The sequence below is a fragment of the Mycobacterium sp. E2497 genome (assembly GCF_001668695.1).
In the GTDB taxonomy this organism is placed as follows: Bacteria; Actinomycetota; Actinomycetes; order Mycobacteriales; family Mycobacteriaceae; genus Mycobacterium.
In genome coordinates this window covers 84,465-97,372 of the sequence record NZ_LZKD01000039.1, presented here as the reverse complement: position 1 = coordinate 97,372, position 12,908 = coordinate 84,465, and the positions used below count along the sequence as shown (strand labels likewise).

The following is a 12,908-nucleotide window of genomic DNA, read 5'->3' as shown; positions in this document are numbered from 1 at the left end:
CACCTTTACCCGGCCGCGACGCCCAGGGGCGGTTGCAGGGGCGGTTGCACGCTGGTCGTGGGGAGGCATCCGGTAGCTGTTACTGCAGTAAATGCGAGGACCGCGGCAACGACGACCTTTGTGGCTAGACGTGACATGACGACTCCGTTCATCCGGCCCCTGTCCAAACCGTAGATGAATCGAAGCATTATTTCAATACCCATTGAAATAGAGCGAACTTGCGGGCATAGTCCTACAGAGAATTCAGCCGCGGAGCGCGCCAATCGTGGCGAATGCGAACGAGAAGGGTAGTCGCTTGACGTCCAAGGTTCCGCCGGTCAAGGTCGCGCGAGCCGTTGAACAGGTCCGTCATCGCCTGTCACGGTTGCGCCAACGGTTCGCTCCGCCTACAGCGGTGATGATGGAGTTGATCCTGAATGCGTGGGTTGCTCAAGCGATTACGTCCGCCGCGGATCTCGGCGTGGCGGACGCCCTGGCGGATGGCCCGCTGTCCGCTGAGCAGCTGGCGAACCGAGTCGGCGCGGACGCCGACGCCCTGAGTCGGCTCATGCGCGCGCTGATCGGCATCGGGATTTTCTGCCAGTGCAGCGATGGGCGTTATGCACTCACCCCGCTCGCGGACACTCTGTGCACCGATGCGCCCGTGTCAATGGCCGGGATGGCGCGGTGGGTTGGGTCGCCCCAACATCGCGAGCACTGGAGCCACCTGACCGACGCGATCCGGACCGGGAAAGCGGTGGTCCCCGAGCTTCGCGGCAAACCGGCCTTCGAGTACCTGGCTGAAGAAGCGGAGCTAGGGGAGATTTTCAACTCGGCCATGACCAACGTGTCCGAGTTCGCGACCGTGCCCCTGACCGCGGCCTACGACTTCAGCGCTTTCGGCACGATCGTCGATGTCGGCGGGGGACACGGTCGGCTGCTGGCGGCGATCCTGGAGATGGCCCCGAATTCGCGTGGTGTGCTGTTCGATCTTCCGCAGGTCGTGGCGGACGCTCCCGAATTGTTTCGCAAGTACGGTGTCGACGACCGCGTCCGGATCGACGAGGGTTCGTTTTTCGATTCCGTGCCGGAGGGCGGCGACGCGTATGTGCTCAAGAACGTCATCCACGACTGGTCCGAGGAAGACGCGGTCCGCATCCTGAAGAACGTTCGCATCGCGACCCGCACCGGCGCGCGACTGCTGCTCTGCGAGTTTGTCATTCCCGACCACGACCGCGATTTCCACGACAAGTGGGTGGACATCGAAATGCTGGTCGTCGCCGGCGCGCGCGAACGCACCGCGGACGAATATGGTCGGCTTTTCAGCCGAGCCGGCTTCCGGTTGAACCGCGTCGTCGACACGGTATCGCCGCTGAGCGTCGTCGAGGCGACCGCGGTGTAGTCGACGCATTGACCGCCGCATCGGCGCTTGGCCGGCTTACTGCGACGGCAGATCCAGCCCCAACTCCTCGGCGGGGATGGTCAAGAAGCGGTGCACTGCGGGCCCCACCAACCGAACCACCTCATCAACCCCGAGCGTCGACAGAGGCGGCACACGCATGATGTATCGCAGCATCGCGGTGCCGACGAGGTTGGTCGCGGCCAGCATCGCGCGCAGTCGCGCTTCTTCACCACCGCCCAAGGTGCTGGACACCGCAGTGAACAGATAGTCGTGCAGGAAACCGCGAAATGCATCGTTGGCATCGCTGTTCGTCGTCGCGGACTGGACCATCGACGCCATGCTCGCGGCCGTATCGGGTTGCTCCCAGAGGCCAAGGTAGGTCCGCACCACGCGGCAGCCCAAGTCGTCGTCCTTTCGGGCGAGCTCAGTCGTGAGCAGGTCAGACGGCAACACCAACTTCATCGACTCGCGAAACAATGCCGCCTTCGAGCCGAAGAGATAGAGGACCATCGACGGATCTACTCGCGCATCGTCGGCAATCACCCGCAGCGTCGTCTTGTCATAGCCATGCATGGCGAACTGCCGCTTTGCCGCGCGAAGGACCGCGTCGCGCGATACCGGCTCGCCTTGGCGTCTACCGCGGCGCTTCACCATCTTCCCAGGTGACGACACGGGCGAACCATATCATTTCAATACTTATTGAAAAGGTGACACGGCGGATGTACGCTCCCGTGAGAGTTATTCTATGGCCGTTGAAAAGTCCTCGAGTGGCTCTTGAACCAGCCACCGCCCGTCCGCGGAGAGGACTGACGAGATGGACTTCGCGTCGCTGCCTCCGGAGGTCAACTCCGGGCTGATGTATGCCGGGCCCGGGTCGGGGCCGATGCTGGCGGCCGCGGCAGGTTGGGACGCGTTGGCCGCCCAGCTGGAATCCACCGCCAGCGGCTACGCGGCCGAGTTGGCCCGACTGACCGGCCAGGCATGGTCCGGCCCCTCGTCGGTGCTGATGACGGCCGCGGCCACACCCTATGTGGAGTGGCTGTCTATTACCGCCGCTCAGGCTGCGCAAACCGCCGCCGAGGCCTACGCGGCGGCGGCGGCCTACGAAGCGGCGTTCGCAATGACGGTGCCCCCGCCGGTGATCGCGGCAAACCGGGCGCAGTTGATGGCGTTGATCGCGACCAATTTCTTCGGACAGAACACCCCGGCGATCGCGGCCACCGAAGCCCAGTACATGGAGATGTGGGCGCAGGACGCCACAGCGATGTATGGATATGCCGCCGCGGCCGAGACGGCGAGCAGCTTGGCGCCGTTCGACGAGCCGCCGCAGACGACCAACCCGGCAGGGCAGGGCGCCCAGGCCCAGACCGTGGCGCAGGCCGCCGGCAACGCCGCCGGCGCGACACACCAGATCGCCTCGACCAATGCGACGATGCACACCCTCAGCTCCACCACCGCCGACACCGTCGGGCCCGTCGTTCCGGGCCAAACTGTCACCGTCGCGCCGGGAGACACCATCGCCGTCGGGGCCGATACCGGCATGTACCTCAACAGCGGGTCGATCACGATCACCGGGACCGGCACCAACCTCATCAGCTTCGGCACCGTAATCGTCAACCCCGGCAGCACGATTCACACGATTATCGACTGCTCCGAGGGCGGTGTCTTGATCCCCGAGGGCGTCAACGTCACCGCCGGCTCGAGTCCGATCGTCCTTGCCCCCGGATCGTTCCAGGAGGTTCTGGTCAATCTCGTCAACGGCTCCGCCACGCTCCCCGTTGTCGGCACTGAACAGGTCGCCGTCCAGACCTTCGCAAACACCGCAACCGCCATCGCCGGCCCCGCCGGCGCGTCCATCACCAACGTCTTCGGGACCGTCAGCGTCACCACCGTCACGCCCATACCTAGCTCGTCGAGCGCATCAGGGGCCCCCGTCGCGGTCGGCCTGGCGTCCCCGGGCCTCGCGGGTACCGCAGGAATTCAGCCTCAACTCAACGTGGATGAGCTGTTGGAATGGGCTCAGACCGTTTCCGGTGCCGACCTGACCGGCAACCTGGTGGGTGCCGGTTGAGGGTAGGAGAGTCGTGGTAGGCCGCGGGGATCCGTGCCGCCGACCCGCCGGTCATTCCAGAAAGGTTGCCGGGACACACCTTCCAGCAGACGCTGATGGCAATGGTGATCCGCCCACCCGTGCTCATGTCAACCCAATCCTCGACCTTGAATCATTAGTCGGGACGACCCGCCCGATAATCGGCAAACGAAACCTGTTTGTGTGCAATCGGATTAAGCCATTGCTAACGCTCACCGTCTGCAATTCCGCCGCGTTTACCGGACTTTGCGGTTAGGCGGGTCCGTCGGCGGGGACAGACGGACGGGTGGTAACGGGACTGTTGCGACCTGCGACCATTCGGCTGGCCGGTCTGCCAATTTGCCGGTGAAACCGCGTGCAGTAATCCTGCAATAACGGTCCAGCCGTCAGACTGTTCTGTCAGGATATTGAGCGTCAACGCCGCGGGCCGGAGGGGGCGCGTTGCCGTTTGGGAGTCGTCGCCTGTGTCGCGGGCTATCTGCGGTCGTCGTCGCCGCGGCGGGGTTCAACGCGCTCGGGCTGTGGGGAGTCGCGACGGCGCAACGTGTGCAGTTTGTCCTCGAAGCAACGATCTGTTTCGGCGCGTTACTCGTTGGGCTTGCCGTCACGCGCCGGGTGACCGGCCTGTGGCGGTGGTGGCGGGTCGCGCTCCTCGTGGCGATCGCTACCTTTTTGACCGCCGAGTTTCTTTCGTGGCTGAGTCGCGCCGAGGACCGCGCGGCAACCGCGCCGCAACCAGCCGTCATCGGCTACTTTCTCGCCGGACTGTTATTCGGCACCGCGATGGTGCTTCTTGTGCGTGCCGGCAACCATGCCGGCGATAGAACATCGCTACGGATGTGGCCGGGGGTCATCACCACCGTCCTCGATGGCTCGCTGGTGACCCTGGCATTTTGCCACTTGGTGTACGTCGCCCGTCTGGGCGCCATGGGCGGCGCCGCGCTGCCGCGGTCGACGAATTCCGCAGTGGTCTTCGGCATCGCCGCTGTTGAGCTCGTCGTGGTGGTGGCCGCAGTTCTTGTTGCGATGTGGTATCCGCCGTATCGGCCCGGCCGGGCGAACTACATGCTGCTTGCAGCCGCGGTGATTACCCTCACCTCCTCGGACAGGCTGCTGGCCTACCTCCGGAGCGTCGGAGTGACGACGCTCGACCTGTGGATCGGCACCGGATTCGTCATCGCGCCGGTGTTGATCACGTGGAGCCTGCTTGAACTGCGACCGCGGCCCCGACCGCCCCACGACGAGATGGAACAACCCACCAACTGGGCGCAGCTGACGCTGCCTTACGTGGGCTTCATGGGCAGCACCGCCCTCCTCGCGTTCCACGTGCTCATCGGCCGAATGGTAGATCCGATCTTCGTCAGCACTTATCTGGCGATGGCGCTGCTGGTCGCGACCCGCTACGTGGTGGCGATGCGTGTGCAGCGGATGTTGACCGAACAGCTCGTCGACGCCAAGCGCCGACTTGCACACCAGGCCCACCACGATGCATTGACCGGACTACCGAATCGATTGTTGTTGGCGCAGCGGCTGGACGAAGCGATACACGATGGGCCGTTCGTCTTGATCTTCGTCGACATCGACGACTTCAAAGAGGTCAACGACCGATTCGGGCACGCCGCCGGCGACGAGCTGCTATGCGCGATCAGCGAGCGCCTAGGGCGTTGCCTCCGCCCCGGTGACACGCTGGCGCGGATCGGGGGAGACGAGTTCGCCATCCTGGTCCCAGGTGGTGTCGAGGCACCCGAGATCTTCGCCGACACGCTACGGGTGGCGTTACGGAGCCCGTTCTCGGTGCAGGGGAGTTCGGTGCGGGTGCGCGCCAGCATGGGCCTGGTTAGCACCGTATGTGATGGCCTCCCGCCGACGTCTGACGACCTGCTCAGGCAGGCCGACATCTCGATGTACACCGGTAAGCGGCTGGGCAAGGACACCGCCGTCGTTTACCACCCGGCATTCAGCGTGTCGGAAGATTTTTCGACGGCGCTCCGGCACGCGAAGGGGCGCATTCCGGAGGGCTTTCGGCTGAAGTATCAGCCGGTGGTGTCTCTCCCACAAGGCGTCCCCGTCGCGGTAGAGGCGCTTGCCCGGTGGACAGCACCAAGCGGGATACAGATTCCTCCGCAGACATTCGTTTCCCTGGCCGAAGCGAATGGCATGGGGGCCCAACTCGATGCCATGGTGCTCGATCTGGCCTGCGCAGAGATCCAGGCCGCCGGCCTCCATCTGGACCTCCACATCAATGTCGGTGCCGCACGACTTGGCAGCGTTGAATTCGAACATGTCATCAGCCGCACGCTGAGGCGACACCGCTTATCGCCTCGCCGGCTAGTCCTGGAAATCACCGAGACGGTTCCCGTCGTTGACCTCGCCGACGGGGCGGCCGCGATCAGACGGTTGTCCGAATTGGGCATCAGGGTGGCCTTGGACGACTTCGGCGCGGGCTACAACTCGCTGACGTACCTTCACGAATTGCCCGTGCAAATCGTGAAGCTCGACCGCGGCCTCGCAGTGGGCGTCGCGCCGGGCCGAAACCTGACGTTGTACCGGTCGGTCATCGGTTTGTGCGAGGCGCTGGGGCTCGACGTGATCGCCGAAGGGATAGAAGTAGTCGAGCAGGCCGAAACGGTTTTCAAAGCCGGATGCCTGTTGGCACAAGGTCACCTATTCGGGGCGGCATCCGAGCTCGTCGATATCGCCGTATCTTCTAGCCCCACCTAAGAACCGGGCAACACGTCACCGATTACCGCAACAATCAGGCATTCCAAGTTCCGGAGACCCGACTCAATATGCTTGTTGGGCGGGGCATTTCGATTCCGCCATTATTCTGCATGCCGAGCTGCTCAGGCGGAGCAGGCGCGCGCCAAGGCGGCCATCTCGTCGCCAAACTCATGGTTAACCTCACCCGCCGCTTTGGCCGATGGCGGCAATTTCACATTCAGCGGGTCTTGTCTGGCCAGCTCGTCGTTCATCTGGTTGGCGTCTTTCATGAATTCTCGCGCCAGCGCCGCAGCCCGTTGCGCGTGGGCCGACAGGCCAGGTTCGGTCACCTGGTTGGCGCGCTCCTGGAGACCGTCGCGCCATGCCCGGTAGTCGGCGTCAGTGGGTATCGAGTCTTGCTCGTAGGAGCCCGGCGGGGCGAACCGCGTCTTCGCTTTCAATGAGGCCTGCATGTCGCGGTTGAAATCGACGAATTGCCGCACGCTCCAACAAGGTTGTGCCCGCTCATCGATGCGCCACGCGATGACCAGACCCGCAGCGGCCGTGACCACGCAAAGAATCGTCAGCAATCTGCGGGCCGTCCTACGCGTACGGAACCTGTTTGCGGCCACCCAACCAACCTAATTGCTGATCGGGCCGCGCGGAATTGCGTCGCGGTTGCCGAATCGCCGACACGGCTCGATTTCGTCGTATTCCTTCGGCGGGGGTCCGACGTTGCAGATCAGGACGCGACGAACGCGAGCAGATCCGCGTTGAGGACATCCGCATGAGTGGTCAGCATGCCGTGCGGATAGCCGACATAGGTCTTCAGCGCACCGTTTTGGAGTAGGTCGACCGCTCGGGGCACTGCGCTGGTGAACGGCACAATCTGGTCGTCGTCGCCGTGCATCACCAGGACGGGAACGGTAATCGCCTTCAACTCTTCGGAGTAGTCCTCGAGCCAGGAGGCCACCGTCTCGTAGTGAGCCTGGGCGCTGCCGGACATGCCCTGCCGCCACCAGTTCGCGATGACCGCCTCGGACGGCTCCGCACCTGGGCGGTTGAATCCGTAGAACGGACCCTCGGGCACCGCGCGGAAGAACTCCGATCGATTTCCCAAGACACCCGCCCGCACCGCCTCGAACCACTCCCGGGGTTGCCCGCCCGGATGGTTCTCGGTCTGCAACATGCTGGGTGTCGGGGAGGACACCAGTACCGCCTTGGCGACCCGCTCCTGATGGCGTGCCACGTAGCAGGCCACCTCGGCGCCGCCGGTGGAGTGCCCGATATGGACGGCGTCGCGCAGGTCGAGTTGCTCGGTCAACGCGGCCAGGTCGGCCACCCAGTGCTTTATGTCATTACCGTTGCCGGCCTGCTCGGATCGGCCATGCCCGCGCCGGTCGTGAGCGATCACCCGATAGCCGTGGTGCAGGAAGAACATCATCTGCGCATCCCAGTCGTCGGCCGTCAGGGGCCAACCGTGGCTGAAAACGATCGGCTGACCGGAGCCCCAGTCCTTATAGAAGATCTCGACACCGTCCGACATGGTGATGGTGGGCATAATCGTTCCTCTCGCAGTCGCCTCTCGCGGGCGCCCCCGCGTTCGAGTCACAGTCAACCGCAAGCCATGAGCCCGTCAATAGCGTGGCGCTGGCACCGCTTCCACGTGCGGTAGTGCCAGCGCGATTTGGCAGGGGAGTGATGCCCGCAGACCGGTAGCGTTACGCGGCATGACCGACTCTGTCGTCGTCAGGGTCAAACCCGGCAGTCGCAAGGGCCCCCTGGTCGAGGTTGGCCCGGATGGTGAGCTGACCATCTACGTTCGGGAGCCAGCGGTTGATGGCAAGGCCAACGATGCCGTCACCCGGCTACTCGCAGCCCACCTTCAATTGCCCAGAAGCCGGGTCGAATTGATATCCGGAGCGACGTCGCGGCTCAAACGTTTCCGCGTGAGCCGCTGAGGGCAGCACCCTCGTACGTCATGTCACATACCGCCGTCCTATTCCGTCTAGCGAGCAGAGGCAAGGAAGCACTGTCGGAAGGGCAGCATCATGAATCGATTGAGTACACCGGCGCAGACCTACCTGATTGCGGTGACAGCGGCCGTAGGGGTCGCCACCGCGGGGATCGGGATCTGGTGCCTCGTCGATCCGAATTCGTTCGCCGATGCCGTCGAATTTGATGCGCACCGCCACTTCTTGCATGACGTGGGCGCGTTCCAGGTCGGCCTGGGCCTCGCCCTGCTACTCGCCCTGATTTGGGCGGATGCGCTGGCCACGGCGCTGGCCGGATTCCTGGTGGCGAACACCGTGCACACGGTGAACCACATTGTGGACCTGGACGTGGGTGGCTCCGTCGGCCAGGCGTGTGCGCTCGGTGTGATTTCCGTTGCCCTGGTTCTGGCACTCATGCTGCGGTTACGTCAGCTCGGATACGTCCTGGGCGCCGTTGGCACGGCGACTAATTCGCCGTTGGCGCCATTCGTGCGCCAAAAGACGATCAGCCTCACGACCTTTCGCAAAGACGGCACGGCCGGCTCCAGCCCGGTCAGCATCGTGGTAGACGGGGATCACGCGTATTTTCGAAGTTTCGAACGGGCGGTCAAGGTGCGCAGGATTCGCCGCAATCCGAGCGTCGAATTCTGCCCGGCAACGGCATCGGGCAAGCCCGTGGGATCCGCGCTATCTGGGCGCGCACGTCTGCTAGAGGGCGCTGAATACCAGAGGGCGGCACGTCTGCTGCGGCAGAAATATCCTTTTCTGCATGGCGTGCTGGTGCCTTCGGCGCACCGGCTCTTGCGGTCCAAGTTCGGCCGCACCATACACGCGGAGCTGACTCTGCTTTCTGAATCGCCGAGCTAGCACCGTTGTGGTCACCTCCCCTCGGCGCGGACCTGAATTGATTCGCCAGATGAATCACCGGCTCTTCTGGGCCGCGAACATGGCATCGTCCGGTAACGCTGTGGTGCAGGGTATTTCTGCACAATTCAAGCGCCCACTCCCGCCCCACGGCGAGGTGGCGTAGCGGTAAGGGCGCCGTCAGCCGAGCATGGTTGGCGCGGAGCACGACTCTGTGCTGTGACCGTTAAGGATCGTTACCGAAATCGTGATTTTCGCACTCGTATCATTGGATTTACGCGAGATCCGCAAACGACGCCGATCGGCATCCGCGAGCCTAGGGGGCTGATATGACGACCGCAATCGCCGCGCACGAGCCAGTCGAGAAAGACGCGGTCGACGCGCATGACGATGTCACTTTGGCGGTCGCCAGGGTCAACGCCTTTGCCTATCGCGGGGAAACTGTTCTCGCCGAATTGAAGCCGCGCTGGCGCGCCACCGAAGAAGAGATCTTGCGCGCGGCGATCACGGTGATTTTGGTAGCCCTCGTGGCGGTGATCGGCGTCGCCGCGGGCGCGATCTTGACAATGGGCTAGCAGCGGATACGGCAGACGTCGCCGGGGGAGAGGACGTCAAGGCCTCGTCATGAGACAAACTGCGCCCAGCAGATGCGGACCATCGTTGAAGTCAGAGCTGGATCTGCCCGCCGTCCACAGCGATCTCCGCACCGGTGAGGAAGCTGCTCTGATCCGAGGCCAAGAACAGCACCGCCGACGCGATCTCCTCGGGGCGTCCCAGCCGCTTCATCGGTACCTGAGCGGCCATGCCGTCGAGCAGGTCTTGTTTCTGGTCAGCGGGTGCCAGCCCGGTGAGTCCGGGAGTTTCGATGGGGCCGGGGACGACGGTGTTGACCCGGATCCTGCGGTCGGCCAGTTCTGCTGCCCAAGTGCGGCCGAGGGACCGAATGGCTGCTTTGGATGCCGCATAGAGACCGAACGCGGGTACGCCCTTGGAGGCCGCGGTAGATCCGGCGAGGACGATCGAGGCGCCCTCGTTGAGCAACGGCAGCGTCTTCTGCACAGTGAACACCGTGCCGGCAACGTTGCGGTCGAAGTTGTCTCGGTAGTGTTCCGGGGTCACATCGACCAGGGCGGCGAAATCGCCGCCACCCGCGTTAGCGAAGACAACGTCAAGGCCCCCGCCGTGCGCTGAGATTTCAGCCGCCAGCATGTCGAGTTCTTCTGGCCTACTGACATCGCTCTGCACAGCGTGGGCGCCGATCGAGGTGGCTGCCTCGTCGAGGCGGGCGCGGTCGCGGCCGGTGATGAAGACATAGGCGCCTTCGTCAGCAAGGCGCTTGGCGGTGGCCAGGCCGATGCCCGAGGTTCCGCCGGTGACCAGTGCTATCTTGCCGTCGAGCTGTCCCATGAGAGGGCTCCGATCTTCTTGTCTCTCGTGTGGTTGATGCGCCTTCGCGCTCTATAATAGCGGTGATATATCACCTATTTAGGGGTGTTCAACACCGTCCACAGCCGCTGGATCCGGTCATCGGATATTTCGGCCACGTCGAAGCCCGATGCAACGGCATGATTGTCAGAGGTGCATAGCTCCCATGCCAAAAAACCCAGCCCACGGGTCTGGCGGACCGCACCGGCCTGGATGAAGTGCAGGCCGTGCAGCTTTTCTTGCAGCTCGGCAGCCTTAATATTCAGTTGGTCGCGGCCTCTGGCCACGCCTTCGTCGTCGATCCACTGCACGTTGTCCGCGTAGGTTGTCGCGATCGCCCCGGCGCGGCGCTCAGGGTCGCGCTCATTGAACACGGCAAGGAGGTTGGCTTCCATCAGGCGGGTGATTACATCGCTCACGTGACACTCCAGAACTAGGTGATATATCACCTAATACTACCACTACCTCGTTGCGGGTGGCAGCGAGCTGTTGTGATCGAGGTTGACGTGAATGTGCTCCAGTGCGGCCGTGAGCGGTGCGAGCAGATTCTCAGGCAGCGGATCAAAGAACAGTCTGCGTACCAGGCTGACATGGCCGGGAGCGGCCTCCACGAGGGCCTGCCGTCCACTCGGGGTAAGTACGACATGCGTGGTACGGCCGTCCTCGCCGCTGGGCCGCCGTTCAGTGAGGCCGCGTTCCTCCATGCGCCGCAACTGATGTGACAGCCTGCTGCGTTCCCATCCGATTTGCGCCGCCAGATCACTGACGCGCATGGCCTCCTCGCGGTCACCGCTGAGTGCCACCAGCACGTCGTAGTCGGCCAGTGACAACCCGGATTCGGCCTGCAGCTGGCGGTTCATCTCGTAGTTCATCCGCAGTTGGACGCGCATGTAGGCCACCCAGGCGCGCTGTTGTCTTGGGGTCAGCCACTCGCGCTTGAGTGATACGTCCCGTACTCTTCTTGGCGTCACGTTTGTCAGTATGACGGCGCAATGGGCTCCGTGCGGGTGATCGGGGAAGCTGTCCCAGGTGCATCCGCCCCACCACAGGGTCTTTTCGCCTACATGTCTCATGAACTCGGCGGATCCGCCATCGCCCCGCAACCACTCTTGAGATTCCACTGGAGCACTCACCACCACGTGGCGACCAACAACCCCAAGGTGAGTCCGAGCTTATGAATCGCCGACTGGCGAAAACTGCTGCTGTCCAAGAATTTTGAGCGGATCGAAATACCCCGGGGTAGGGACGCGCGGTCGAGGCGGGTCTCATTTCAAAAGATGAGAACGAAGTAGTTTGCATAACCCGAGACGCTGACGGGATGTGGGCCGATCCAGGACAACGGGTTGTACTGTATCCAGGCGACTTTCGGAGGTTCACGATGACACAACCCGACGACGACACCTGGGGTCCGGCCACCAGGGTGGGAACTACGGCCACCATGGCGGCGGCGGCCAGGGCCATCGCCACCAGGGATAAGGTCATCGACGATCCTTTCGCCGAGCCGTTGGTGCACGCCGTCGGTGTGAGCTTTCTGACCCGCTGGGCTACCGGTGAGCTCCTCGCCTCGGATCTCGACGCCGAGGGCAGCCCATGGGGCCTGGCGCAGATGCCCGCATCGATTGCGGCCCGCACGCGGTACTTCGACGAGTTGTGTGCCGATGCCGCGGCAGCGGGCATCCGCCAAGCCGTAATTCTCGCCTCGGGCCTTGATTCCCGCGCCTACCGACTGGACTGGCCCGCAGGGATGACGGTGTTCGAGATCGATCAACCGGCTGTCATCGAGTTCAAAACCACGACCCTGGCCAAGCTCGGTGCCAAACCAAAAGTTGACTTGCGCACGGTCGCCATCGACCTGCGCGACGACTGGTCTACGGCACTGGCGACAGCGGGTTTTGACACCGGGAGGCCCGCGGTGTGGATCGCCGAAGGCCTATTCGGCTATCTGACACCGGAGGCCCAGGATGGGCTGCTCGACACGGTCACTGCGCTGAGCGCGCCGGGTAGCCGACTCGGGAGTGAGGCTGTGCCGAATACCGCCGACATGGACCCCAACGCAGCGCGCGAACGCATGCGCGAGGCGACGGCCAAGTGGCGTGACCACGGCTTCGAACTCGACTTCGACATGATCGGGTTTGAGGGTGAGCGCCACGACGTGGGGGCGTACCTGGATGCACACGGCTGGACGTCGGTCCCAACTCCGATGGCCGCGGTGCTCGCTCGCCACGGGTTAGGGGCGATCGCGCAGGCCGACGATGATCGACAGACGATGAATGGGGTCACCTACTACAGCTCAACGCTGAGCACAGACCGTTAGCGTTAGCGGCAACTCCCATCCCGCCGGCCCGCGCGATCAGGGCCCCGGTGGTTGAGCCGGCACTCAATTACCGCTCGGCGTGGCGATTCTCGCGTGGAATCGCACTTTTCCGCAGAATCGGAAAACTTAGACCTCGGATGT

Annotated in this window: 13 protein-coding genes; 7 read left to right on the top strand and 6 right to left on the bottom strand. The window is 63.7% G+C overall.

The features are described from left to right. Nucleotides 1-295: 295 nt before the first annotated feature. On the top strand, nucleotides 296-1,381 hold the full coding sequence (locus tag A5713_RS03430; protein ID WP_068092489.1) for a methyltransferase: 1,086 nt from the start codon (nucleotides 296-298) through the stop codon (nucleotides 1,379-1,381). Between the two features lie 36 nt (nucleotides 1,382-1,417). Here A5713_RS03430 and A5713_RS03425 read toward each other — a convergent pair whose 3' ends face one another. Further along, complete coding sequence (locus tag A5713_RS03425; RefSeq protein ID WP_067916944.1) at nucleotides 1,418-2,035, bottom strand: TetR family transcriptional regulator; 618 nt, start codon at nucleotides 2,033-2,035, stop codon at nucleotides 1,418-1,420. Nucleotides 2,036-2,195: 160 nt separating this feature from the next. Between A5713_RS03425 and A5713_RS29495 the strand changes: the two genes are divergently transcribed. Together A5713_RS29495 and A5713_RS03415 are read left to right on the top strand one after the other, a co-directional pair. Then, nucleotides 2,196-3,452: a PPE family protein gene (locus A5713_RS29495; RefSeq protein ID WP_068092486.1), complete on the top strand. Its 1,257-nt coding sequence runs from the start codon at nucleotides 2,196-2,198 to the stop codon at nucleotides 3,450-3,452. 564 nt (nucleotides 3,453-4,016) lie between these two features. Beyond that, complete coding sequence (locus A5713_RS03415; protein ID WP_231980237.1) at nucleotides 4,017-6,191, top strand: bifunctional diguanylate cyclase/phosphodiesterase; 2,175 nt, start codon at nucleotides 4,017-4,019, stop codon at nucleotides 6,189-6,191. Nucleotides 6,192-6,313: 122 nt separating this feature from the next. On the opposite strand, the gene A5713_RS03410 is transcribed toward A5713_RS03415, so the two are convergent. Then, nucleotides 6,314-6,742, bottom strand: a complete 429-nt coding sequence (locus tag A5713_RS03410; protein ID WP_231980236.1) for a hypothetical protein — start codon at nucleotides 6,740-6,742, stop codon at nucleotides 6,314-6,316. Nucleotides 6,743-6,912: 170 nt separating this feature from the next. Further along, nucleotides 6,913-7,731 carry an alpha/beta fold hydrolase gene (locus A5713_RS03405; RefSeq protein WP_068092481.1) on the bottom strand — a complete coding sequence of 273 codons (819 nt, stop codon included), beginning with the start codon at nucleotides 7,729-7,731 and terminating at the stop codon, nucleotides 6,913-6,915. A gap of 169 nt (nucleotides 7,732-7,900) precedes the next feature. Between A5713_RS03405 and A5713_RS27255 the strand changes: the two genes are divergently transcribed. From A5713_RS27255 to A5713_RS03395, 3 genes are all read left to right on the top strand, one after another. Further along, nucleotides 7,901-8,131, top strand: coding sequence for a DUF167 domain-containing protein (locus A5713_RS27255; RefSeq protein WP_082972756.1), 231 nt, complete (start codon nucleotides 7,901-7,903; stop codon nucleotides 8,129-8,131). Between the two features lie 87 nt (nucleotides 8,132-8,218). Next, complete coding sequence (locus tag A5713_RS03400; RefSeq protein WP_068092480.1) at nucleotides 8,219-9,031, top strand: PPOX class F420-dependent oxidoreductase; 813 nt, start codon at nucleotides 8,219-8,221, stop codon at nucleotides 9,029-9,031. Between the two features lie 326 nt (nucleotides 9,032-9,357). Further along, nucleotides 9,358-9,603, top strand: a complete 246-nt coding sequence (locus A5713_RS03395; protein WP_068092478.1) for a hypothetical protein — start codon at nucleotides 9,358-9,360, stop codon at nucleotides 9,601-9,603. A gap of 91 nt (nucleotides 9,604-9,694) precedes the next feature. Here A5713_RS03395 and A5713_RS03390 read toward each other — a convergent pair whose 3' ends face one another. The 3 genes from A5713_RS03390 to A5713_RS03380 all read right to left on the bottom strand — a co-directional run bounded on the left by A5713_RS03390 (nucleotide 9,695) and on the right by A5713_RS03380 (nucleotide 11,343). Next, nucleotides 9,695-10,435 (bottom strand): SDR family NAD(P)-dependent oxidoreductase, encoded by a 741-nt coding sequence (locus A5713_RS03390; RefSeq protein WP_068092475.1) that lies wholly within the window; start codon nucleotides 10,433-10,435, stop codon nucleotides 9,695-9,697. A 74-nt stretch (nucleotides 10,436-10,509) separates the two neighbouring features. Then, the gene (locus A5713_RS03385; RefSeq protein ID WP_231980234.1) at nucleotides 10,510-10,872 is read right to left on the bottom strand and encodes a nuclear transport factor 2 family protein; all 363 of its coding nucleotides are present in this window, start codon (nucleotides 10,870-10,872) and stop codon (nucleotides 10,510-10,512) included. Nucleotides 10,873-10,914: 42 nt separating this feature from the next. Then, nucleotides 10,915-11,343: a MarR family winged helix-turn-helix transcriptional regulator gene (locus tag A5713_RS03380; protein WP_082972767.1), complete on the bottom strand. Its 429-nt coding sequence runs from the start codon at nucleotides 11,341-11,343 to the stop codon at nucleotides 10,915-10,917. Between the two features lie 488 nt (nucleotides 11,344-11,831). On the opposite strand from A5713_RS03380, the gene A5713_RS03375 reads away from it, so the two are divergent. Then, a complete protein-coding gene (locus tag A5713_RS03375) occupies nucleotides 11,832-12,767 on the top strand; it encodes an SAM-dependent methyltransferase (protein WP_068092468.1) in 936 nt (311 codons plus the stop codon). The last annotated feature ends 141 nt before the right edge of the window (nucleotides 12,768-12,908 follow it).

Bases quoted from the DNA above. Each gene is read 5' to 3' on its own strand.
- A5713_RS03395 (WP_068092478.1), top strand. From the start codon at position 9,358: ATGACGACCGCAATCGCCGCGCACGAGCCAGTCGAGAAAGACGCGGTC.
- A5713_RS03375 (WP_068092468.1), top strand. From the start codon at position 11,832: ATGACACAACCCGACGACGACACCTGGGGTCCGGCCACCAGGGTGGGA.
- A5713_RS27255 (WP_082972756.1), top strand. From the start codon at position 7,901: ATGACCGACTCTGTCGTCGTCAGGGTCAAACCCGGCAGTCGCAAGGGC.
- A5713_RS29495 (WP_068092486.1), top strand. From the start codon at position 2,196: ATGGACTTCGCGTCGCTGCCTCCGGAGGTCAACTCCGGGCTGATGTAT.
- A5713_RS03425 (WP_067916944.1), bottom strand. From the start codon at position 2,035: ATGGTGAAGCGCCGCGGTAGACGCCAAGGCGAGCCGGTATCGCGCGAC.
- A5713_RS03390 (WP_068092475.1), bottom strand. From the start codon at position 10,435: ATGGGACAGCTCGACGGCAAGATAGCACTGGTCACCGGCGGAACCTCG.
- A5713_RS03405 (WP_068092481.1), bottom strand. From the start codon at position 7,731: ATGCCCACCATCACCATGTCGGACGGTGTCGAGATCTTCTATAAGGAC.
- A5713_RS03380 (WP_082972767.1), bottom strand. From the start codon at position 11,343: ATGCGCGTCCAACTGCGGATGAACTACGAGATGAACCGCCAGCTGCAG.